This is a genomic window from Mesorhizobium sp. NBSH29, assembly GCF_015500055.1.
Classification (GTDB): domain Bacteria; phylum Pseudomonadota; class Alphaproteobacteria; order Rhizobiales; family Rhizobiaceae; genus Neomesorhizobium.
Window position 1 is genome coordinate 990233 of record NZ_CP045492.1, and the last position, 22344, is coordinate 1012576.

Below are 22344 nucleotides of genomic sequence, written 5' to 3' on the forward strand. Positions count from 1 at the left end.
ATCGTGAACATACTGGAACGCTACGACGCGATGGAATACGGTCCGGCGCCCGAGGCGCGCGGCGAGGCTGATGCCTGGCTGGCGGGCCGGGATTTTGGCAAGGGCCTTTTCATAGGGGGCGCATGGCAGGCTGCGGCCAGCGGCGCGACATTCACCACCGAAGACCCCGCCACCACAGAGACATTGGCGACGGTCTCGAACGCCGGCGCGCCCGATGTCGATGCGGCTGTAGCCGCTGCCCGAAAAGCCCTGCCGAAATGGCACGCACGCACGGGGTTCGAACGAGCGAAAATTCTCTACGCGATCAGTCGCGCCATGCAGCGCCACCAGCGCCTTTTCGCGGTCCTGGAAACGCTCGATAATGGCAAGCCGATCCGGGAGAGTCGCGACATCGACGTGCCTCTGGCCATCCGTCACTTCATCCACCACGCAGGATGGGCACAAAGCCTCGACAAGAGTTTTGCCGGCCATAAGGCAGCAGGCGTGGTTGGTCAGATTATCCCGTGGAACTTTCCGCTTCTGATGCTTGCCTGGAAGATAGCGCCTGCACTTGCCGCCGGATGTACCATCGTCTTGAAGCCCGCGGAGTTCACGCCGCTGACGGCGATCCTGTTCGCCGAGATCTGCGCCCGTGCGGGCGTTCCAAAGGGTGTCATCAATATCCTGCCAGGTGGACCGGACGCCGGCGCTGCCTTGGTCAGCCACCCTGGCGTCGACAAGATCGCATTCACCGGCTCATCCGAAGTCGGCAAGATCATCCGCAAGGCAACTGCCGGTAGCGGTAAGAAATTGTCACTGGAACTTGGCGGAAAATCAGCCTTCATCGTGTTTGAAGATGCTGATCTCGACAGTGCTGTGGAAGGGCTGGTCGATGGCATCTGGTTCAATCAAGGTCAAGTCTGCTGCGCCGGCTCCCGTCTTCTTGTACAGGAGAGCATAGCTGAACAGATGTTCGACAAGGTACGCAGGCGTATGGCAGCGCTCAGGCTTGGAAGCCCGCTGGACAAGAATACAGACATCGGCCCCCTGATCGCCGCTGTTCAGCGAGACCGAGTCGCCGGCCTTGTCCAGCAGGGAACCGATCAGGGCGCCACATGCTGGCAACCTGATATTGCCTGCCCGACCACGGGATATTTCTATTTGCCGACGCTTGCCACGGGCGTATCTCCTGCCAATATCCTTGCCCAGGAAGAAGTATTCGGCCCTGTGCTGGCCGCCATGACTTTCAGGGACACGGCAGAAGCAATCGAACTTGCAAACAACACGCGCTATGGCCTCGCTGCCTCGGTCTGGAGCGAGAACATCAACCGCGCGCTGGCGGTCGCTCCGGCGCTCAAGGCGGGCGTTGTATGGATCAACGGCACCAACATGTTCGACGCCTCCTGCGGCTTCGGCGGCAACCGCGAAAGCGGTTTCGGCCGCGAGGGCGGTTATGAAGGCATGCTGGAATATCTGGTGCCGGATGCGCCAAGGGGCGCGTTTTTGAAACCCGCAAAAGCAGTGCCCAACCCGCAAGGCAGCGAGGAAGGAGCAGGCCAGATAGACCGCACGCCAAAGCTTTTCATCGGCGGCAAGCAGGTTCGCCCGGATGGCAACTATTCGCGCAGTGTAACAGACACAAAGGGCCGAATTGCCGGAGAGGTCGGCCTCGGCAGCCGGAAGGATATTCGCGATGCCGTTTCGGCAGCGCGTAGTGCGGCGCATTCCTGGGGCGGCGCGACCGGCTATAACCGCAGCCAGGTGCTCTATTTCTTGGCGGAAAACCTGGCCGCGCGTTCGGACGAATTCGTTAAGCGAATCAGGCACTTAACGGGAGCTTCGGAAAAGGCCGCCCGCTCGGAATTCGACCAGTCCGTGGAGCGCCTTTTCTATCACGCTGGCATGGCCGACAAGTTTGAAGGCCGCATCCATCAGCCACCGCAGCGCGCGGTGACGTTGGCTTTGCATGAACCGGTTGGCGTCGTCGGACTGATCGCGCCGGACGCTGAGCCATTGCTCGGGCTGATCTCCATGATCGCACCGGCGCTCGCCATGGGCAACAGCGTGGTGGTGATCCCTTCCCAAGTCGCGCCGCTGGTTGCAACGGATCTCTATCAGGTCGTCGAAACCTCCGATGTGCCTCCCGGTGCGTTGAACATCGTCACCGGGGTCAGCGCCGAACTCGCCGGCGTGCTGGCAAAACATGATGATGTGGACGGTCTATGGTGCATAGCCGACCAGGAGACCTGCCGTTTGGTGGAAGCAGAATCGACTGGAAATCTCAAACGAGTCTTCACCGGCGGCGGCCGTGCGGTGGACTGGAATGCCGGCTCCTGGGCGCCGCAGGCCCTGCTCCAGCGTGCCGTCGATACCAAAAATGTCTGGGTGCCGTACGGCGACTGACCCGATTTTGCCGGCCACGAGGCCCCCCGCACCAAAAGCGGTGTTCGATAGATATGGATGTCGAGCAGCAGATTCAGGAAGAATCGGAGAATGTTTTCAGCACCATAACGCAATTGCGCGGGTCCAGGCCCGCGTAATCTGTCGAAATGCGTCTGAAGAACGCTGGGTTTCAGCCCAAACGGTTTCCATCCGGTCCGAACCGGTAGGTTTTTTCAGGATGAGGTGTCGCATAGACAAGTGCGCCCGGCTTCGCCTCGTGAACACCAAAAATACGTACCGTCAACAGTCCGGCTTTTTCCGTATCAATGTAGAGATTTGTGTCGGCGCCCAGATGTTCGGCATGAATGACGGTGCCCTTCCAGGTGCCGCTCTTGTCATCAACGGTGATGTGCTCGGGACGAACGCCAATCGACTTTGCCGTGTCGCCAAGACGGGCACCTTCGATGAAGTTCATTTTCGGCGAACCGATGAAGCCTGCGACAAATTCGTTTGCCGGCTCATTGTAGAGATCCATCGGCGAACCGATCTGTTCGATACGGCCAGCATTGAGGACGACGATCTTGTCGGCCAGTGTCATCGCCTCGACTTGATCGTGGGTGACATAAATCATCGTAGCCTTGAGGCGGCGATGAAGCTGGGCGATTTCAAGACGCGTATTGACGCGAAGTGCTGCATCAAGGTTCGACAGAGGCTCATCAAACAGGAACAGTTTTGGCTCACGCACCAAAGCGCGGCCAATCGCGACGCGCTGGCGCTGACCGCCGGAAAGTTCTGCCGGGCGGCGCGCGAGATAGGGGTCGAGATCGAGCATGGCCGAAGATGCGGCTATGCGCTTTTCGATTTCATCCTTGGGCTTGCCCGCCTGCTTCAGACCAAGGCCCATATTGTCCTTGACGGTCAGATGCGGATAGAGCGCGTAGGTCTGGAACACCATAGCAATGCCGCGCTTGGCAGGTGGCACCTGATCGACCTTTTCATCGTCGATCAGCACATCACCGCCAGACAGATCTTCAAGACCAGCAATGATGCGCAGCAATGTCGACTTGCCGCAGCCGGACGGGCCGACGAACACGACGAACTCTCCATCCTTCACATCAAGGTTGATGCCTTTCAGCACCTCGACCTTGCCGAAGGATTTTCTGACGTTTTCGAGTTTCAGCGCGCCCATGTGGGTCTCCCGGTATTCGTGATGTTAGCGGTGGCTTTCACAGCATCACCGCCTTGCCTGTGCGCACGCTCTCATCGGCGGCGAGGCACACGGCCAGTGACTTCACCGCGTCGTCCATATGACGGGTGAGGTCTGCGTCATTGTTAATGGCATCCAGAAGGAAAGCCTGTTCACGGTCGCACAATCCTTGATGGTCTGGCTCGCCCTCCATCGACAGGTTCTGGTCTGGGTGAACAAACTTGCCGTCTGCGCCCGTTTCAGCGCGGTGAACACGGATGACCGAGGTCATGGTGTGGGTGTCGATGTCATCTGACTTGGCGCTGTCGCTCATAACGATGGAAACGCTGCCTTTCGGCGAAATCACGTCTTTGACGAAGAAGGCGGTTTCCGACATCATCGGCCCCCAACCTGCTTCATACCAACCCATCGAGCCATCATCGAACAGCACTTGAAGATGGCCGTAATTGTACATTTCAGGCGCGATCTCATCGGAAAGGCGCAGGCCCATGCCGCGCACTTCCACCGGGTTTGCATCGGTGATCTGACACATGACATCGAGATAATGCACGCCGCAATCCACGATGGGCGGCGTGGTTTCCATCAATTGCTTGTGGGTTGCCCAAGTGGGGCCGGAAGATTGCTGGTTGAGGTTCATGCGGAAAACATAAGGCCCGCCCAGCGCGCGCGATTCTGCAATCAGGCGCTGCCATGAGGGATGATGGCGCAGAATGTAGCCAATGACGAGCTTGCGGCCATTGGCCTTGGCGGCAGCGACCACGCGCTCAGCATCGGCAAGTGTGGTGGCCAGCGGCTTTTCGACGAAGACATGACACCCGGCTTCCAGCGCCATCACTGCATAATCGGCATGGCTGTCGGAATAGGTATTGATCGAGGCAATATCTGGTTTGAACTCGGCAATCGCATCCTTGAACGAGGTGCGCATCGTATAGCCTGAAAGCTCTGCCGGTGCCTCGCCCGTGCGGTTGACCAGGGCTGCAATCTCGAAGCCGGGATTGGCGTGATAGGCAAGCGCATGGCTCTTGCCCATATTGCCAAGGCCGGCGACGACGACGCTCAATGGTTTTAGTGCACTCATGGTTTTGTCCCGACAGTCTGAATGGTAGCGCTCACTTCACGGCTCCAGCGGTGATGCCGCGGATGAGCTGGCGCGAGAAGATGAGGTAGAGCACCAGCACCGGCAAAATGGCGAGCGACAGGGCGGCCAGTACCGCGTTCCAGTTGGTGACATATTGGCCAATGAATAGTTGCGCGCCGAGCGTGACTGTCTTGGTGGCCTCGGAAGGCGCAAGGATCAGCGGGAACCACAGATCGTTCCAGATCGGGATCATGGTGAACACGGCAACAGTTGCCATTGCCGGGCGCACCAAAGGCAGGACAAGGCGGAAGAAGATCGTATATTCCGACAGGCCATCAATGCGGCCCGCATTCTTCAGATCATCCGATACCTGCTTCATGAACTCAGACAGGATGAACACGGCCAGCGGCAGCCCCTGCGCGGTGTAGACCAGCACAAGTGCTGTCAGCGTATCAACCAGACCTGAAGCCACCATAAGCTTGAGTATGGCGACCGTGCCAAGGCGAATGGGGATCATGATGCCAAGCGCCAGATAGAGGCCCATCATCGTGTTGCCGCGGAAGCGGTATTCCGAAAGGGCAAAGGCGGCCATGGCGCCGAAGAGAAGCACGAAGAACAGCGACGCCACGGTGACGATGACACTATTTTGAAAATACAGGAAGAAATCTCCCTGCTTGAGGACCGTCATGAAGCCGATGAGATCAAACGTCTCAGACGTTGGCGGCATCAGCGGTTCGCGGAAGATTGCGCCACGCGATTTGAACGCGTTGACGACAATGACCAGCACCGGAAACAGCGCAATCGCCGTATAGGTGAGCAGGATGGCGTGCGCGCCGATGGTGCGCGGCAGGGAAGTTCTGGCGCGGCTCATGATGGCGACCTTCTGGCTGGGACGAAGGTGGGGAGGTTGGTGCTAATAACCCCTCTCCGTCCCGCTTTGCGGGCCACCTCTCCCCGCAAGCGGGGCGAGGAATCCAAGCTGGATAATGACTTCGACCAAGCTGGAAAAGCGCCGGCAGCACCGCCGCAGTTCCTCGCCCCCGGCACGGGGGAGAGGTGGACCGCGAAGCGGGACGGAGAGGAGGTCTTCCGGCAAGTGTGCGCGAATCGGGACGGAGAGGGGATTTTTTCCACGATCACGCCCTCAATATTGGTAGCGGCGCAGCCGCGTCTGGATGGCGAAGAGATAGACCGAGACGCCAGCCAGAATGATGAAGAACATCATCGAGGCAATGGTCGCGCCCATATTATGATCGCCCGCTTGCAGCTGGAAGCCGAAGAAGGTGCGGTACAGGAAGGTGCCCAGAATGTCGGTCGAATAATTTGGCCCAGCCAACGCGCCTTGTGCCGAATAGATGAGATCGAAAGCGTTGAAATTGCCGACAAAGGTCAGGATCGAGATAATGCCTATTGAAGGCAGGATGAGCGGCAGCTTGATCTTCCAGAACTGCTGGAAACCAGTCAGGCCATCAATTTCCGCCGCTTCGATGATCTCGTCGGGGATCGTCAGCAGCGCTGCGTAAATGAGCATCATGGGAATGCCGACAAACTGCCAGACCGAGATGAGGCCAAGCGTCGTCAGTGCATATTCTTCCTTGCCGAGCCAAGGCTGGAAGAGGCTTTTCAGGCCAACAAAATCGAGCATGTTGGGCGCGACGCCCCAGAGCGGCGACAGGATGAGCTTCCAGGCGAAGCCGACGATCACAAAGGAGAGGATCGTGGGGATGAAAATCGCGGTGCGGTAAAAAGCCGAAAAGCGCAGGCTGGGACTGGAAAGCAGCGCCGCCAATGCAATGCCGATGGGGTTTTGCACCAGCATGTGAATGATGAAAAACCAGGTGTTGTTCCACAGCGCATTCCAAAAGGTTGCAGCCCAGCGTTGATCACCCAGCAGCGTGCGAAAATTGTCCAATCCGGCAAAGACGCTGATATTATCAACCTTGGTGAAGAGCGATAATTGCAGCGTGCCAAACAGTGGCAGGATCATCACCGCTGTATAGACGAGCAGGGCCGGCGCCAGAAAAATGGCGATATGCCAGCGCGTTGGGCGTTTTGCTGCTTGTGTGTCGGCCATGCGGTCGGTGTTCCCGGTTATTGTTGCGGAGAGGGAAGGCGCTGCCTTTCATCTTCCGGTGCGGACCCTTCTCGCTTGGCGGATGAAGGGGCCTGTTTATTTGAACATACGAAACGCAACCAGTCTCGCTTTCTTCCAAATGCGAAAATGCTTGGTACCGATTTGGCTAGGAGTCTCTTGCGTCGTGCACTTCCCGCCGCATTTTCAAGCGGCGGGAAGTGTGTGAGGCCTTGATGGTCTCAAGCTTTGTGCTGTTTCTGCGCGAGCGCGCAGGCAAAGCCTACTTGGCTGGCTTGAACCAGCTGTCGAGACCGTCCTGAAGCTTCTTGGCAGCGACTTCTGGCGTCGAGGTGCCGTTGATCACATTGGCCGATTCCACCCATGTCTCGTTTTCGAGGTTGGGTGTGCCACGCGACAGAACCTGATAGGTTGAGCGAATGGTTGGCTTGCACTTCTCACGCCATGACACGAATTCCTGCGCCAATGGATCTTCCATCTTCACAGCCGTCGAGTTGAGCGAGAAGAAACCTGGAAGCGCGTTGGCATAGATGGTCGCGAATTCTGGCGAGGCTACCCAGCTTAGGAACTTTTTGGCTTCTTCTGGATGTGCCGACTTGGCGTTCATGCCGATCGCGATGTCGTTGTGATCGGAGATGTAGCAGGTGTCGCCGGCATTCTGCACTGGTGGCGGGAAGGCGCCCATCTTGAACTCGGCCTGCGTGTTGAAGCCCGAGATTTCCCACGAACCTGCAGGGAATATCGCCGCACGTCCCAGTGTGAAGAGGTTCTGGCTGTCCGGGTAAGATTGCGCCTCAAAGCCGTCACCCAGATAGGGCTTCCACTTCGCAAGTTCGGCAAAAGGCGCGACCCACTGCGCGTCGGTAAGCTTCTGCTCGCCCTTGATCAGCGCCAAGCGGCCTTCTTCGCCCTTCCAGTAGTTTGGACCGATGTTCTGGTAGCCCATGGTTGCGGCTTCCCACAGATCCTTGGTGCCCATGGCCATCGGGATGTAAGTTCCATCTGCCTTGATCTTGTCGAGGGCAGCAAAGAACTCGGCCTGCGTGGCCGGCGGTGTGATGCCAAGCTTCTCGAACGCTTCCTTGTTATAGAGGAAGCCGTGGATGACCGAGGCCATTGGCACGCAGAAAGAGGCCTTACCATCGTCGGTCTGCCAGGCGGACTTGGCGACATCGGAGAAGTTCTCCATGCCGGCGACGCCGGTCAGGTCTGCAAGGTGACCCTTGTTGTACAGTTCCAGCGAAGCGTCGAAGGGGCGGCAGGTGATGAGATCACCAGCCGAGCCGGCGTCCAGCTTGGCGTTCAGAGCGGCGTTGTATTCGGTTGGAGCCGAAGGGGCGAAGTTGAGCTTGATGCCCGGGTTTGCGGCTTCAAAAGCGGGGATGAGTTTTTCCTGCCAGATGGCAAGATCATCATTGCGCCAGCTTTCGATGTTCAGCGTCACGTCGGCGGCGAAAGCCGTGCCGGCATAGCCGAGCACGCTGGTGCCGAGAAGCAACGCAGTCAATGTCTTACGTGTCATTTCCATTCTCCCTGTTGACCTGTTTAGGTTCGCTTTTGAGAGCCAAGGCTCCCCTCTAGCTCCGTCAGCGCCGGCCGGAGCCTGTAGCCGGTGCGTTGAAGAAGATCGTTTGCCGCTGCCGCGTCGCGAGAACCGGCTGCCAGAAGAATGGCCGGTTTCACCGCGCCTCCTGACTGTTCCAGGAAGCGGGCCGCAGCTTCCGCGCTACAGCCGGAAACGGCTGCCACGATGCTGGAAGCACGTCGCTTCAGCTTGATGTTGTCGGCCAGAACATTGACCATGTAGCCATCATGCACATGCCCAAGATGCACCGCCATAAGCGTCGATAGCATGTTGAGCGCAATTTTTTGCGCGGTGCCGGCACCCATTCGGGTCGAGCCGGCAATGACTTCCGGCGGCGTGGCAAGCACGATGGGTGCATCTGCATGCTTTAGGATCGGCGTATCCGCATTGTTTGCGATGGCAACGGTTGAAAGGCCCGCGCGGCGCGCTTCTTCTAGCGCGGCAATCGCATAGGGTGTCGAACCGCTGGCCGAAAGCGCAATCAGGCAGTCGCCGCGCACGAGGCCGGCCTCGGCAAAGTCGCGCACCGCCTGTGCAGTGTCATCCTCGGGCGAACCGGCAAGATCGTATAGGGCGGCCTGGCCACCGGCCAACATAATGGCGATGCGCTCGCGGCCAATGCCGTAGGTGCCAGGCAGTTCAAGAGCGTCGGCCATTGCCATAAGCCCGGAACTTCCTGCCGCCGCATAGCCGATACGACCGCCGGCCTTGAGTGCGCTGGCGGCAAGTTCAGCAGCCTTGGCTATTTGGGGAATGGCCGAAGTGACGGCGCGGGCGGCTTCCGCCTGTGCGTCGGCAAGAATGGAAAGCACGGCTTCCGGGCCCAGCAGATCCAATCCGCCGGCCTTTGGGTGCTGCTCTTCGGTCTGCGCAACGGCCATGTAATGCCTCCCTGAATAGGACAATACCAAAAACGTACCACTTGTCTAGCAGCGTTAACGAATATTTCGGTTTTGCGATTAGCATCGCAGAAAATGACAGAAAAGATCGAATTTTAGACATTAGCTGAAAAAGGCGGGCATTTTAGGGCTTGGCTATTGGTATTTTATTGGTATTGTTGTTGGACAGGAGGATCACCGTGGAATTTGTGCTCGGCATCGATGGCGGCGGAACCAGCTGCAGGGCAGCCCTTGCGCATGCGGATGGCACGATCCTGGCCCGCACCAAAAGCGGTGCCGCAAACATCCGCACCGACCTGACCGGTGCGCGTTCCAATATCGTTGATGCCGCGACACAGGCGTTTGTGGCTGCCGGCCTTGATCCTGGCCTGCTCAGTCGAACGCCAGCGGTTCTAGGGCTGGCAGGTGCCAATGTCGGCACCTATCGCCAGCAGCTCACCGCGATCCTGCCTTTCAGCGACAGCCGAGTCGAGACCGATGCCGAGATCGCACTTGAGGGCGCGATCGGCTCGGGCGATGGCGCCATTGCCGTCCTCGGAACCGGCACCGCCTATATGGTGCGTCGCAACGGCGTGGCGCGTCCGGTCGGCGGCTGGGGCTTCATGATCGGCGACCAGGCAAGCGGCGCACGCATCGGCCGCGACCTGCTGGAACAGACGCTGCTTGCCCATGACGGCATCCGTCCCGCCTCTGCCCTGACCAGCGAGATGCTGGCGGTGTTTCGCGGCAATCCGGAAGATGTCGTGGAGTTCACCACTCATGCCAAGCCCGGCGATTTCGGCGGCTTTGCACCAAAGGTGTTCGAACATGCCGCCTCAGGCGATGCGGTCGCGTCCTTGATCATCGATCGCGCTGTCGCCGATGTGGAGGCCGCATTGAATGTGCTGGATCTGGGCACGGGCGATCCACTCTGCCTGTTGGGCGGCCTGTCGGGGCTCTACGCCCCCAGATTGTCAGAGCGCTATCAGGCGTTGCTTCGCCCACCCGCGGATGACGCGCTGGGCGGTGCCGTGGCCATGGCCGCGCGCTACTTTTCGTCGAAAAGGCCAACGCGATGAACGACGTGGCTGAGAGCATGTTCGCCACGCTGAGGCGCGATGGCCACAATGGCGCGCCACTCTATCTCAGGCTCAGACGCTCAATCGAGGCGGCGGTCGAAAGTGGCCAGATCGGCCCCGGTGACGCGCTGCCTTCCGAAAGGGATATTGCCACCCTGGCAGACATCTCGAGGGTGACTGTACGCAGGGCAGTTCAGGATCTGGTCAAAGGCGGCATTCTGGTGCAGCGCCATGGGTCGGGGACGTTTGTGGCGCCACGGCGCGAGCGCGTCGAGCAGTCATTGTCGCAATTGACCTCCTTCACCGAAGATATGGCGCGACGCGGCATGACGGTGCGCTCCCGGTGGCTGGATCGCGGTGTGTATCAACCATCTCCGGATGAAATGATGGTGCTCGGCCTGTCTTCTAAAGACCTCGTATCCCGGGTTTCACGCCTGCGCATAGCCGATGGAACGCCGCTGGCCATCGAGCGCGCGTCGCTCTCCACCGACGCGCTCCCGGACCCTGTCACGGTCAGCGCCTCCCTTTACCAGGCGCTCGAGAAAACCGGCAACCGTCCCGTGCGTGCGGTGCAACGCATTTCCGCAGCCAATCTGAGCGACGCCGATGCCGCGCTGCTTGAAGTCCCCACCGCTTCCGCCGGATTGCGCATTGAGCGCATTTCCTATCTCGCAAGCGGCCGCGTCATCGAGTTTACCCGCTCCGTATATCGGGGCGATGCCTATGACTTTGTCGCCGAGCTTCAGCTCGGTGGCGGTCGAACCGGAGATTGAAATTGAGCAGTGAAACCACCCACATGCGGCGCGAGATCGCCGAAATTCCTCAAGCAACGCAGCGTCTGCTGGACAGCGGAGGCAAGGCCCTTGCCGAGGCAGGCCGCGACATCCGTGCCCGGGACCCGCGCTTTCTGATCACGGTGGCCCGCGGCTCATCGGACCATGTGGCGTCCTACCTCAAATATGCGGTGGAGTTGACGGCAGGCATTCCGGTTGCCTCCGTCGGCCCGTCCGTCGCATCCATTTACGGCAAGCGGCTGAGACTTGAGGGCTCGGCTTGCCTTTCCATCTCCCAGTCGGGCAAGAGCCCCGATATCGTTGCGATGGCACAGGAAGCCAGGCGCGGCGGGGCATTGTCCATCGCGCTCACCAACACGCCGGATTCGCCGCTGGCCGATGCTGCCGATCATACGATCGATATTGCCGCCGGCGTGGAAAACAGCGTTGCCGCAACCAAGACCTTCGTCAACTCGGCAGTGGCCGGCCTGGCGTTGATGGCCCATTGCACCGACGATGCCGACTTGCTTGCCGCGCTCCAGGCGCTGCCGGAGCATCTGGCGAGGGCGATCGACTGTGACTGGAGCCCGCTTGCCGGCGCGCTGGACGGAGAAAACTCGCTCTTCATTCTCGGCCGGGGACCCTCCTTTGCAATCGCCAATGAAGCGGCGCTGAAATTCAAGGAAACCTGCGGCTTGCATGCCGAGGCCTACAGTGCGGCAGAAGTGATGCATGGCCCGCTGGCACTGGTGAGAAAGGGCTTTCCCGTATTGGCGCTGGCCGCCCGCGACCGCTCGGAGCTGTCCATGGCAGATACCGCCGATACGCTGAGCACAAAGCAGGCTGCGGTGTTTATCACCAGCGACATGGTCAGCCGCGCCCGACCACTGCCGTTTGCTGCAACCGGTCATCCGCTCACCGATCCGCTTGCCCTGATCGTGTCGTACTACGCATTTATCGAAGCGTTTGCCCGCCAGCGTGGCCTTAACCCCGATGAACCGCGCAACCTGAAAAAGGTGACTGAAACCCGATGAGCGCGTTGATCGCCTATTGTGGCGCCCGAATCTTCGACGGCACGACCTTTCACGAGGGCGCCGCCTTGCTGGTTCGCGGCGACACGGTCGAGGCGATCGTCCAGGCCGATGCGGTGCCGCAGGAGGTCGGGCAGGTCACCCTTGCCGGCGGGTTGCTGGTACCGGGCTTTGTCGACCTGCAAGTCAATGGCGGCGGCGGCGTGATGCTGAATGACCAGCAGGATGTCGAAACCATCCGGACCATCTGCGCCGCCCATGCTCGCTTTGGCACCACGGCCCTTTTGCCAACGCTGATCACCGACACGCCAGAAATCACCCGCGCTGCCGTTGCAGCCGGTGTCGAGGCCGCCCGCCAGAACGTACCGGGCTTTCTCGGTCTCCACCTCGAAGGGCCGCACCTTTCGCTGGCGCGCAAAGGCGCTCATGACCCGTCCCTGATCCGCCCGATGCAAGCCGCAGACGAAGCCATGCTGGTGGCAGCGCGGCAATCACTGCCCAACCTGTTGACCACCATCGCGCCCGAATCCGTGACGCCCCAGCAGGTAGCCGGCCTCGCCGGCGCTGGCATTATCGTCAGCCTTGGCCACAGCGATGCCGGTGCGCATGCAGCCTTTGCCTATGCCAAAGCCGGGGCCACCGTCGCCACCCATTTGTTCAACGCGATGAGCCCAATCGGCAACCGTGAACCAGGGCTTGCCGGCGCGGCCATCGCCTGCGCGACGCTGAATGCCGGCATCATCGCCGACGGCATCCATGTTGATGCCGAGACAATGGGGATCGCGCTCCGCGCCAAGCGCCATCCGGGAAGGATATTCCTGGTCACCGACGCGATGGCCACGATCGGCACCGACATGACCGAATTTACGCTCAACGGTCGCACCATCACCCGCGCCAACGGCGGCCTGCGCCTCGCTGACGGAACATTGGCAGGCGCTGATCTCGATATGATTTCCGCAGTTCGTTTCGTAGTCGAAACAATCGGCCTGCCGCTGGACGAAGCGCTGCGCATGGCCTCGCTCTATCCAGCCCAGGCCATGGGCGTCGATGCCCTTTTTGGTCAGCTTGCCTCTGGCTCTAGAGCCGACATCGTGCATGTGGGCGAAGGTCTTGACGTTCGCGGCGTGTGGATTGGCGGCGATGCGGTTTTTCCAGCCGCATAAAGCGGCAGCGAGTCAAACCATTCCGCCGAGATCAGCGTGGGCAATGGCCTTGCGCAGAATGGCGACAAACTTTTCGCCTGCAATCTCGGGCGCGCCGCTATTGTCGAGGGTGATGACATCGGCAGCCCGGTCGATTTCTGCGGCCCGCGCCAGTCGCGCCAAAACGTCGCCCCGCGATTCCCGACCACGCGCCGAAAGCCTCTCGGCCAGCACCTCGCGGTCGGCAGTGATTTCAATCACCGCGATATCCGTATAGCGCAGCCGCAAAGCCGGTAACGCACCGCGCGACAGATTGGCGACGGCGACGCGGCCATGGGCGATGGTCTGGTCGACGCTCGATGGCAAGCCGTATTTCAAACCGTGTGCCGCCCAGGATAGCGCGAACGCGCCCGCTGCTTCAGCGACATCAAAATCGGCATCCGTCAGGCTGTCATGATCTTCGGTCGAGGCATCGCTCGGGCGGGTGACCACACGGCGGACGAAATCAACATCGCCATCAACGCCGAGCGCCGCCCGCGCAAAGTCGATAATGGTGTCCTTGCCGGCCCCGCTGGGACCGACCACCGCAACAAAAACACCGCCGCGTACCGGAAAATCAGGGCCGGCGATCTCACGCTCGATCAGCGCGGATACCATCATGCGACACGGCGTCCTTCGCGCCAGACGGTGCGGACCACCGGAATGTGTTCATCAAGTCGTACCCGCACCATATCAGCGCGGCGGCCAATCTCGATCTGTCCGCGATCATGCAGACCCACCGCCTCGGCCGGATTTTTCGAGACCATCGCGACTGCCTGCGGCAGTGAAACAGCATCCACCACTTCACTGAGGAAGAATGCCGACTGGATAAGGCTGAAGGGAATGTAATCCGACGAAAGAATATCCAGCATGCCGCCTTCGGCCAGCGTGCGCGCCGACACATTGCCCGAATGCGAACCGCCGCGCACCACATTGGGCGCGCCCATCAGGACGCCAAGGCCTGCATCCTTGGACGCCTTGGCCGCGGCAGCTGTCGTTGGGAATTCGGCCACGCGGATGCCCTGTGCAATCGCCTCATCGACATGTTCGACCGTTGCATCATCATGGCTGGCCAGAATGATGCCGCGTGCATTGCAGGCTTGTGCGATGGCCGCACGGTTGACCGGCGAGTTGGCTTCTGATTCTGCGATGCGGCGTTCGCAGAAGGCTGCAAACACATCGTCCGACATCTTCTGCTTGCCCTTATAATAAACGGCATAGGCCTCCAGCGAAGTGAATTGCCGCTGGCCGGGCGCATGGTCCATCAGCGAGGCAAGGCGCACGCGCTCATCGCCATCAAAGAGCGCAAAACCTTCCAGACAATCAGGTGCTGAAACTTCGCAGCGCAGATGAATGAAATGGTCTGCGCGCAGGCGGTCCTTGCGCACACTGTCTTCAATGGCGTCGGCCAGATGGCGCATCTCTTCGGCGCGCATGTCTGCATCGCCGTCCAGGCCGACCCGCAGCGCGTCAAACACCGTGGTGATCCCAGCGGTGGCGACTTGCGCATCATGGGCAAGCACAGCTGCAATTGGGTTCCAGCGCACGCGCGGGCGCGGCGCGTAATGGCCTTCCAGATGGTCTGTGTGCAGCTCTACCAGACCGGGGATGAGAAAATCCCCATCCATGTCTTCGCCCTGCGCGGAGATCGCGGAAATGTCGCAGATCTTTCCGTCGCGGATCTGCACAGTTCCATGAATTACTTCATCTGCCAGCACGATGCGGGCATTGGTCAAAACGGTCTCGATAGGCATTTCGTCAAGCAGTCTTTCTGGCGCGGTCTCGGCCAAGCGGATGATAGGACATAACTTCAAAGGGTGCGCCCGGCTCTGCTTCAACGAAAAGCGCCAGACCATCTACCGGCACAGGCTCATCAAGCACGGGACCGAAGAAATCTTCGATCGCCTGCGCGATACGCGGCGCGTCGGCCTCGCCCGCACGGCCTGAAAGGGTCATGTGAAAGCGGAACGCCTCGAACACATAGGGATAGCCCCATTGATGGAGATTACGAAACTCCTGCGGCTTGAGCGAATCCGGGCTGCGACGCGCCATCTCGGTATCTGACAAAGGCGCCCGAAAACGCTCGAAAGCGACGACAACATCATCGGCAAAACGGTTGAGCTGAGGCAGCGGGCTTTCCGGTACCAGTGCAAAGAAGCCATCCAGCTGGCGAATGACCAGACGCGGGATGGAAAAAGCCGGCATGTTTGCAGAAAAAACGTCCAGCGACTTGGTCAGGCTGGCTTGCGTTTCCCCGGCAGCCAGAGAAAACGGCGCCTTGAGCGTTGCGTGAAAACCATAGCGGCGGGCAGCGGCAGTGTGAAACGCGATCTCAGCCGGTGAGAGCCGCCCAATCGCGGGCGCAGGCGCCGTCACGCCGGTAAAAGCGTCTCTGCCAAGCCAGTTTGCGGCCACGCGTGTCAGCGGGTCATCGCGGTCTGGGGTGAAATAAATTGCGTAACGCATGAATCAGATCCTTCGCCGACGTCTTAGCTAGGCGATTTGCATGACAGATTGACGAAGCAGGCCCACGATTCTTACCGAACCGAACATGCTTCCATCAGCCTATCAGTGCATCGCGCCCCCGATAAGACGTTTGCGGAGTTTGGATGAAATCGTATCAAAAACAAAGACGACGATGAGAATGAGGATGACCATATAGAACACATTGGCCCAGTTGGAATTGGTGCGCATGGCCTCCCACAGTTTGAGACCGATGCCACCGGCACCCACAGCCCCGATAATGGTGGCAGAGCGGGTGTTGGATTCCCAGAAATAGAGCGACTGGGACAAAAGCACCGGCAGCACCTGCGGCACCACGCCATAACGCTGCACCAAAACAGGTGCCGCACCAACAGAGCGGATGCCTTCGCGTTGCTTGTCGTCGATGTTTTCCAGCGCTTCTGAGTAGAGTTTGCCGAAAGTGCCTGTGTCGGTGAAGAAGATTGCCGAGATGCCGGCCAGCGGCCCCGGACCAAAGGCGCGGGTGAAGAACAGCGCCCAGATCAGCATATCGACAGAGCGCAGAAAGTCGAAGAAGCGCTTCAAAACCTGATTGACCGGGCGGTTGCGGGTGATGTTGCGCGCGGCCAGAAACGCCAGAGGAAATGCGACAATGGAGGCAAACAGCGTGCCGACAAAGGCCATGACGATGGTTTGCAACAGTTTGACCCACACATCGCCATGCTGCCAATTCGCATTGTTCCAGATATTATCCCAGGCCAGAGCTGCATTGGACATTTGCGGCTTGATGCGCACATCGCTCATCATCAGCGAAAATACTTCGCCGGCTGACTTTCCCCAGAAGGGTGAATTGCCATCGAACACAAAGTTTTCCCAGCCAATGAAGCGCTGGCGGATTTTGACTTCATCAGCCTCAATATCTGCCTGACCGGAAAAGCCGAACGCCACATTTATCTTGCCGCCCGGTTCGCGCTGGGTTGCCCAGACAGGCAATGGCCCCCGCGCGGTGACGCTTTGATCATACACAATGTCTGCGATAAGCGTTTCGGTGCCGTGACGAACGGTAACAATCTGAGGCGTCACAGAAATCTGGCTCTCCGCGATGCTGAATTCGGCGCTTTCGCCGGTGCCGGGCTTATCTGCCGGGCCTTGGGCTATTGAAACCCATTCTGGCTGGCGCTCAGAATTATGGGTGGCGAAACGTGCATAACCGACCTGTACCTTGCCATCGCGGAATTTGGCCGTTGGCCGCACTTCATAGGAAATCCAGTCTGCCAGATAGGTGCTGGCAATATTCCAATTGCCAGCAGCCAGAACGGCACCGACGGAAAAGAACCACCATGCAAAAACCAGATAGGCGATGATGCCAGAAGTGACCAACCAGCCGATGAAAAGCTTTTTGGTGGAACCGGCAAACACGGCCGGATGGCGGTTTGAGATGGCGTCAATTTCTGCTGCGGACATGGCGGCCATGATTAATCTCCCCGCCCGAATGCAAAGGCCTGTTCGCCAACCAGTTTCTTGCGCAGCCAGGCCGAAAACTGATCGACGGCAATGATCGTGAGCAGCAAGAGAAATATGATGGCGAGTGTCTTGGCTTCATGGTTGCGGCTGATCGACAGGCGCAGGGTCTCGCCAATGCCGCCGCCGCCAACAGCACCGATGATGGTGGAGGCGCGAACATTGATTTCCAGCCGCAGCAACCCGTAGCTGATGAAGTTGGGCATGACTTGCGGCACAATGCCGAACCACACACGTTCTGGCCAATTGGCGCCTGATGCGCGCAAGCCCTCATCGGCGCGCATGTCAGCATTTTCCACCACTTCAAAGAACATCTTGCCCAGCGCGCCGACGGTATGGATGGAGACCGCGATCATGGCCGGAATGGCGCCGAGCGACAGGACTGCCAGAAAGAAGCCGGCGATCACGATCTCTGGAAAGGCACGCAGCACTTCCAGAAAGCGGCGCACGAAGAAGCGCAGCCAGCGCTGGGTGACCATATTGGATGCGGCAAGGAAACAGAGCAGGAAACCGATCACAAAACCCAAAATGGTAGAGACCAGCGCAATATTGATGGTTTCCAGCATTTTGTAGACATATTCGGGCATGTAGAACGCCCCAAAGAGATAGACCCGGCCTTCGGGGTAATCGAATTTCAGGCTGCCATCGGCATAGGGCGATGGCAGGTCAAACAAAGCGCGCCAGACTTCCCATCCGTCGCGGGGAACCAATTGGTCGAGAAAATCAAAAAGATGCGGCAGGCGATCAAAAAACTTGCCGGCATTGCTGTCATTGGCGAACCACAACGAACCCGCCAGCGCGACCAGCAGAAACGCCACGCTGCCTAATGTGTAGAGCCGGCGCGTATTGGCAAGTTCACGCCAATGGCGTTCAACAGCCAGGCCGGTTTCAGACAATTTGGTGGTGGCAATGGCGCTCATGATACTCTTTGCACGTGTCAATGCTGCGCCGCCTGAACGGCGACGCAGCATTTAAGAAGTGTTACGAACCGATCTGCGCCTTACGGGCGTCGATGATTGGCTGGTAGAATTCAGGCGTCACTTCCGTGTAGCCCTTGAAATCGCCGCCCTGAATGGCCGAGAAACATTCTGGGTCGCTCTCTGGAAGGTTCTTCATGAATTCTGCGAACTTGGTCTTGATGCCTGCATCAAGCGTCGAGCGCACAACGATTGGACCGTTCGGGATCAAGGGCGACTGCCAGATTTCCGTGAGGTCGTCCATGTCGAGAATGCCCTTGTCGACCATCTTGCGAAGATTGCCGGAGGTGTAGCCATCCTTGAATTCGCCAACGCCCGAACCCCAGGTCGTGCCGACATCGAAATTGCCCTTGAGCACTTCAAGAACGAGGTTTTCGTGGCCGCCGCCAAAACCGGTTTCAGCCACATAATCTTTCACCGCAACGCCGCCGAGATCCTTTGGCAGGGCTGTGACTGGAATGAGGTAGCCCGATGTTGAATCGGCATCCGCATAGCCGAGCTTCTTGCCCTTGATGTCTTCCAGCTTGGTGATGCCGGAATCCTTGCGGGCAACCATGATCGAGTGATAGCCGGTCGCGCCATCGGTCTGAACCGTGGTCAGGATTGGCTCAACCGCATCCTTGTTCTGCAGGTAGATTTTGGCATAGCCGGACGCGCCAAGCTCTGCGTAATCCAAGGTGCCGCCGAGAAGGCCCTGAATGGTGCCATCATAATCAGCTGCTGGGAAAAGCGATACTTTTTCCACGCCGATAGCGGCTGGAAGCTTGTCAATCATGCATTGAAAATTGCGCAGACGATCTGCTTCGTTCTCACCGCCGATGATGCCGACGCGAAAATCTTTAAGGTCTTCTGCTTGAGCAGTACCGATTGCCAGCACGGCAAGCGACACGGCGGCGAAAAGTGCTTTCTTGAGCATGATGTCTCTCCTGTTGATCCGGCCTTTGCCGGCTTGGCTGACAGCCCGTGACGCGGGCAAGACGATCCCGGTGGTTAGAGCCGCTCGAGCGCAGGCTCCAATGGGCCGGATGATGCAGATACCCTGACCGCCGCTGGTGTGCGGATTGCGGTTGAGGTGATGGATTCAGAAATTTCGTTGCCCTCGCCATCAGCGCCATAGACCATGCGCACGGCCTCACGCGTCAGCTCTTCGGGCGGGCCGTCAAAGACAACCCTGCCCGCAGCCATACCGATGACGCGATTGCAATATTGGCGTGCCGTATCGAGCGTATGGAGATTGGTGATGACGGTGATGCCTTCGCGCAGATTGATGTCTTGCAGCGCGTCCATCACCACCTTGGCATTGAGTGGATCGAGAGAGGCAATCGGCTCATCGGCGAGGATCATTTTCGGCTTCTGCATCAGCGCACGCGCAATGGCGACGCGCTGCTGCTGGCCGCCTGAAAGCGTGCCCGCGGCCTGAAGTGCAGTCTGCGGAATATCCAGCCGCTCAAGAGCTGCAATGGCTTGCGCCCGCTCTTCACGCGAAAAAATACCAAGAAGATTAAGCACGGTGGAGCGGTGGTTGAGCCGGCCAAGCAGAACATTGGTCAACACATCAAGACGCGGCACGAGATTGAACTGCTGGAAGATCATGGCGCAATCACGCTGCCAGCGGCGCAGCTGCGCGCCACGAATGCGTGAGACATCCACACCATCAAACAGGATAGAGCCTTCGCTCGGATCAATGAGCCGGTTGATCATGCGCAGCAGCGTAGACTTGCCAGCACCAGAGCGCCCGATCACGCCGACCATCTGGCCCTGCGGTATTTCCAGAACGACATTTCCGACAGCTGTGTTCTTGCCGAAGCGGCGCGATACATCGCGAATTTCGAGCATGGCCATTTTCCCTGCTGGCGCGGTTTAACCGCGTTCTCAAGGCATGCCCTAGAGTAGCTGCATGAAGGGGCAATGTCGGTTCGATGTCAGTTTTGTTACATTCCCCAGTGCCTTCAAGGACAAAGGGAAATAGGCAAATGAATCAGCCATATTTCTTCTGAAACGCCTTTGTGGCCAATGCGCGAGAGACCGTTTCACGCGGCCCACGGATCGAAGAGTTTGAGCCCGAAGCCATCAAAATCTTTGATATTGCGCGTCGCCAAGGTGAGATTGTTTGAAAAAGCCGTTGCTGCAATCAGGCCGTCCATCGACGACAGTCCACGCCCACGCTGCTTCGCCTGCCCCATCAGATCTCCCCAGGCAAGCGCGACCATTTCGTTCACGGGCAAAATCCTGTGCTCGAAGCGCATTGGCAGGTCACGCGCCAGCCAATCGGCAAGCGCGCCTCGTTTGCGGCCGTCATCCATGAGGGCGACCCCGCGCCGGATTTCGGCGATCGACACAACGCTGATGAAACAGCGATCTTCATCGAGACTGTCGAGCCACTCCAGAACCCTAGGTTCGGGAGCAGGCTTAGTCACTTCGGACAGGATATTGGTATCGAGAAGAAGCTTCACAGGGGGAAATCACGCGGTTCGTCATCAAGCCGCGTGATGTCCAGATCAGTGCCGCGCAGCGGCGATGCCAGCAGAAATTCTGCAAGCGTTCCTTTGCGGGCCGTTTTGCGCTGCCATTCCTCCGCCGAGACCACAACTACGCTGGGTTTGCCATTGCGGGTAATGGTCTGAGGTGCGGACTGCGCGCGCTCAATAACCTCCGACAGCCGGGCTTTGGCTCCCGCGACAGTCCATTTGGTAACGTCCTTGGGTGCAGATAGCATAAGGGTATCCATGACCATTGTGACTATCTTGACTATAGTGATTGTACCAACGGGCTGCAAGGACAGAAGGAAGAGGCTGTTATCAGCCATATTTCTCCAGAAACGCCTCTGCCGACAGCGCGCGGAAATCATCCAGGGCGGCGCGGATGGCTTGATGATCCCAGTCCCACCATGCCAATTGCTGATAGCGTTCGGCGGTTTTTGAGTCGAAGCGGGGGCGGATGAGTTTGGCCGGCACACCACCGACAATCGTGTAGGGAGCGACATTTTTCGACACGACGGCACCGGCACCAATCGCTGCGCCATCGCCGATGGTGACGCCCGGCAAAATGGTGACGCCGTGACCAAGCCAGGTGTCGTGCCCGATGGTGACCTTGTGGTCGCGCCGCCATTTGAAGAAATCTTCTTCATGGCTGGCATCTGGCCAATAGTCCGAGGCGCGGTAGGTGAAGTGGTGCAGTGTTGGCCGCCATGTCGGGTGATTGGTGGCGTTGATGCGCACCGATGCGGCGATGTTGGAGAATTTGCCGATCTCGGCACACCAGATCATGCTGTCGCGCTCGACATAGGAATAATCGCCCAGCGTCGTTTCGCTGATGCGGGCGCGCTCACCCACTTCGGTGTAGCGGCCAAGCTTGCTCTCGCTCACATCGGCGCCCGGATGGATGGTGGGGTTTTCGGAGAGCTTCATGCTCATGCGGCAAGCTTTCCCGGTGCGAAATCGGTGACATCAATCGTGCGGTCAGCCACTGCCTCACGCACATCTGCATCGTGGAAAATACCCAGAAGCGCCACGCCGGCCTGTTTTTTCTGGGCGATGAGCGCAATCACCACATCGCGGTTTTTAGCATCCAGCGAAGCGGTCGGTTCATCCAGCAAAAGCACCGGATGATCGGTGATGAAGCCGCGCGCAATGTTGACGCGCTGCTGCTCGCCGCCGGAGAAAGTGGCAGGCGGCAAAGACCAGAGCCGTTCTGGTAAATTGAGCTGCGCCAGAAGTTCTGCGGCGCGCAAACGAGCCGCATCACGCTCCACGCCACGGGCCACCAGCGGTTCGGCCACCACATCAAGGGCGGCCACGCGCGGCACGGTGCGCAGGAACTGGCTGACATAGCCAATCGTGTCGCGACGCACTTCCAAAATGGTGCGCGGGGCAGCCTTTGCGAGATCGACCAGCTGGCCTTTGTGCGTGATGATGACCTGGCCTTGATCGACCGTGTAATTGCCATAGACCATTTTCAGAATGGATGATTTTCCGGCACCCGACGGGCCGCCCAGAACCGCACATTCGCCGGCGCGGATGGAGAAGGAAACATTATCAACCACCGGCAGCGTGATGCCATCACGCAAATGCATGGTGAAGCTTTTGGCGACTTCGGAAACGACGAGAGGGGTTGCCATT

Annotated in this window: 22 protein-coding genes; 5 read left to right on the forward strand and 17 right to left on the reverse strand. The window is 59.1% G+C overall.

Going from position 1 to position 22344, the window contains the following annotated elements; genetic code table 11:
• Window positions 1-3 precede the first annotated feature (3 nt).
• Window positions 4-2382 carry an aldehyde dehydrogenase family protein gene (locus GA830_RS04840; RefSeq protein WP_258045561.1) on the forward strand — a complete coding sequence of 793 codons (2379 nt, stop codon included), beginning with the start codon at window positions 4-6 and terminating at the stop codon, window positions 2380-2382.
• 169 nt (window positions 2383-2551) lie between these two features.
• On the opposite strand, the gene GA830_RS04845 is transcribed toward GA830_RS04840, so the two are convergent.
• The 6 genes from GA830_RS04845 to GA830_RS04870 form a co-directional block, all read right to left on the reverse strand.
• On the reverse strand, window positions 2552-3550 hold the full coding sequence (locus GA830_RS04845; protein ID WP_195163969.1) for an ABC transporter ATP-binding protein: 999 nt from the start codon (window positions 3548-3550) through the stop codon (window positions 2552-2554).
• A gap of 37 nt (window positions 3551-3587) precedes the next feature.
• Window positions 3588-4646, reverse strand: coding sequence for a Gfo/Idh/MocA family protein (locus tag GA830_RS04850; protein WP_195163970.1), 1059 nt, complete (start codon window positions 4644-4646; stop codon window positions 3588-3590).
• Between the two features lie 31 nt (window positions 4647-4677).
• Window positions 4678-5517: a carbohydrate ABC transporter permease gene (locus GA830_RS04855; protein ID WP_195163971.1), complete on the reverse strand. Its 840-nt coding sequence runs from the start codon at window positions 5515-5517 to the stop codon at window positions 4678-4680.
• 273 nt (window positions 5518-5790) lie between these two features.
• Window positions 5791-6720, reverse strand: a complete 930-nt coding sequence (locus GA830_RS04860; protein WP_195163972.1) for a carbohydrate ABC transporter permease — start codon at window positions 6718-6720, stop codon at window positions 5791-5793.
• Window positions 6721-7000: 280 nt separating this feature from the next.
• On the reverse strand, window positions 7001-8260 hold the full coding sequence (locus GA830_RS04865; protein WP_195163973.1) for an ABC transporter substrate-binding protein: 1260 nt from the start codon (window positions 8258-8260) through the stop codon (window positions 7001-7003).
• Between the two features lie 23 nt (window positions 8261-8283).
• Window positions 8284-9204, reverse strand: a complete 921-nt coding sequence (locus GA830_RS04870; protein ID WP_195163974.1) for an N-acetylmuramic acid 6-phosphate etherase — start codon at window positions 9202-9204, stop codon at window positions 8284-8286.
• 197 nt (window positions 9205-9401) lie between these two features.
• On the opposite strand from GA830_RS04870, the gene GA830_RS04875 reads away from it, so the two are divergent.
• From GA830_RS04875 to nagA, 4 genes are read left to right on the forward strand one after another with little or no spacing between them, the layout of a single operon-like run.
• On the forward strand, window positions 9402-10280 hold the full coding sequence (locus tag GA830_RS04875; protein ID WP_195163975.1) for an N-acetylglucosamine kinase: 879 nt from the start codon (window positions 9402-9404) through the stop codon (window positions 10278-10280).
• Window positions 10277-11053, forward strand: coding sequence for a GntR family transcriptional regulator (locus tag GA830_RS04880; RefSeq protein ID WP_195163976.1), 777 nt, complete (start codon window positions 10277-10279; stop codon window positions 11051-11053). Before GA830_RS04875 ends, GA830_RS04880 begins: the two co-directional genes overlap by 4 nt.
• 23 nt (window positions 11054-11076) lie before the next feature.
• Complete coding sequence (locus GA830_RS04885; RefSeq protein ID WP_195164774.1) at window positions 11077-12087, forward strand: SIS domain-containing protein; 1011 nt, start codon at window positions 11077-11079, stop codon at window positions 12085-12087.
• Window positions 12084-13247 (forward strand): N-acetylglucosamine-6-phosphate deacetylase, encoded by a 1164-nt coding sequence (gene nagA, locus GA830_RS04890; RefSeq protein WP_195163977.1) that lies wholly within the window; start codon window positions 12084-12086, stop codon window positions 13245-13247. Before GA830_RS04885 ends, nagA begins: the two co-directional genes overlap by 4 nt.
• A gap of 12 nt (window positions 13248-13259) precedes the next feature.
• Here nagA and phnN read toward each other — a convergent pair whose 3' ends face one another.
• The 11 genes from phnN to phnL all read right to left on the reverse strand — a co-directional run bounded on the left by phnN (window position 13260) and on the right by phnL (window position 22343).
• Entirely contained in the window at window positions 13260-13886 is a 627-nt protein-coding gene (gene phnN, locus GA830_RS04895) for a phosphonate metabolism protein/1,5-bisphosphokinase (PRPP-forming) PhnN (RefSeq protein ID WP_195163978.1), read from the reverse strand.
• On the reverse strand, window positions 13883-15019 hold the full coding sequence (locus GA830_RS04900) for an alpha-D-ribose 1-methylphosphonate 5-triphosphate diphosphatase (protein WP_195163979.1): 1137 nt from the start codon (window positions 15017-15019) through the stop codon (window positions 13883-13885). Before GA830_RS04900 ends, phnN begins: the two co-directional genes overlap by 4 nt.
• 4 nt (window positions 15020-15023) lie before the next feature.
• Window positions 15024-15731 carry a DUF1045 domain-containing protein gene (locus tag GA830_RS04905; RefSeq protein ID WP_195163980.1) on the reverse strand — a complete coding sequence of 236 codons (708 nt, stop codon included), beginning with the start codon at window positions 15729-15731 and terminating at the stop codon, window positions 15024-15026.
• Between the two features lie 102 nt (window positions 15732-15833).
• Window positions 15834-17201, reverse strand: a complete 1368-nt coding sequence (gene phnE, locus GA830_RS04910; RefSeq protein ID WP_374939291.1) for a phosphonate ABC transporter, permease protein PhnE — start codon at window positions 17199-17201, stop codon at window positions 15834-15836.
• Window positions 17202-17203: 2 nt separating this feature from the next.
• The gene (phnE, locus tag GA830_RS04915) at window positions 17204-18169 is read right to left on the reverse strand and encodes a phosphonate ABC transporter, permease protein PhnE (protein ID WP_195163981.1); all 966 of its coding nucleotides are present in this window, start codon (window positions 18167-18169) and stop codon (window positions 17204-17206) included.
• A 61-nt stretch (window positions 18170-18230) separates the two neighbouring features.
• Window positions 18231-19142, reverse strand: a complete 912-nt coding sequence (gene phnD, locus GA830_RS04920; protein WP_195163982.1) for a phosphonate ABC transporter substrate-binding protein — start codon at window positions 19140-19142, stop codon at window positions 18231-18233.
• A 74-nt stretch (window positions 19143-19216) separates the two neighbouring features.
• Window positions 19217-20062 (reverse strand): phosphonate ABC transporter ATP-binding protein, encoded by an 846-nt coding sequence (gene phnC / locus GA830_RS04925; protein WP_195163983.1) that lies wholly within the window; start codon window positions 20060-20062, stop codon window positions 19217-19219.
• Window positions 20063-20256: 194 nt separating this feature from the next.
• On the reverse strand, window positions 20257-20679 hold the full coding sequence (locus GA830_RS04930; protein WP_195163984.1) for a type II toxin-antitoxin system VapC family toxin: 423 nt from the start codon (window positions 20677-20679) through the stop codon (window positions 20257-20259).
• Window positions 20676-20942, reverse strand: coding sequence for a type II toxin-antitoxin system Phd/YefM family antitoxin (locus GA830_RS04935; protein ID WP_195164776.1), 267 nt, complete (start codon window positions 20940-20942; stop codon window positions 20676-20678). Before GA830_RS04935 ends, GA830_RS04930 begins: the two co-directional genes overlap by 4 nt.
• Window positions 20943-21024: 82 nt before the next feature.
• Complete coding sequence (locus GA830_RS04940; RefSeq protein ID WP_195163985.1) at window positions 21025-21639, reverse strand: DapH/DapD/GlmU-related protein; 615 nt, start codon at window positions 21637-21639, stop codon at window positions 21025-21027.
• On the reverse strand, window positions 21636-22343 hold the full coding sequence (gene phnL, locus GA830_RS04945; RefSeq protein WP_195163986.1) for a phosphonate C-P lyase system protein PhnL: 708 nt from the start codon (window positions 22341-22343) through the stop codon (window positions 21636-21638). Before phnL ends, GA830_RS04940 begins: the two co-directional genes overlap by 4 nt.
• Window position 22344 lies beyond the last annotated feature (1 nt).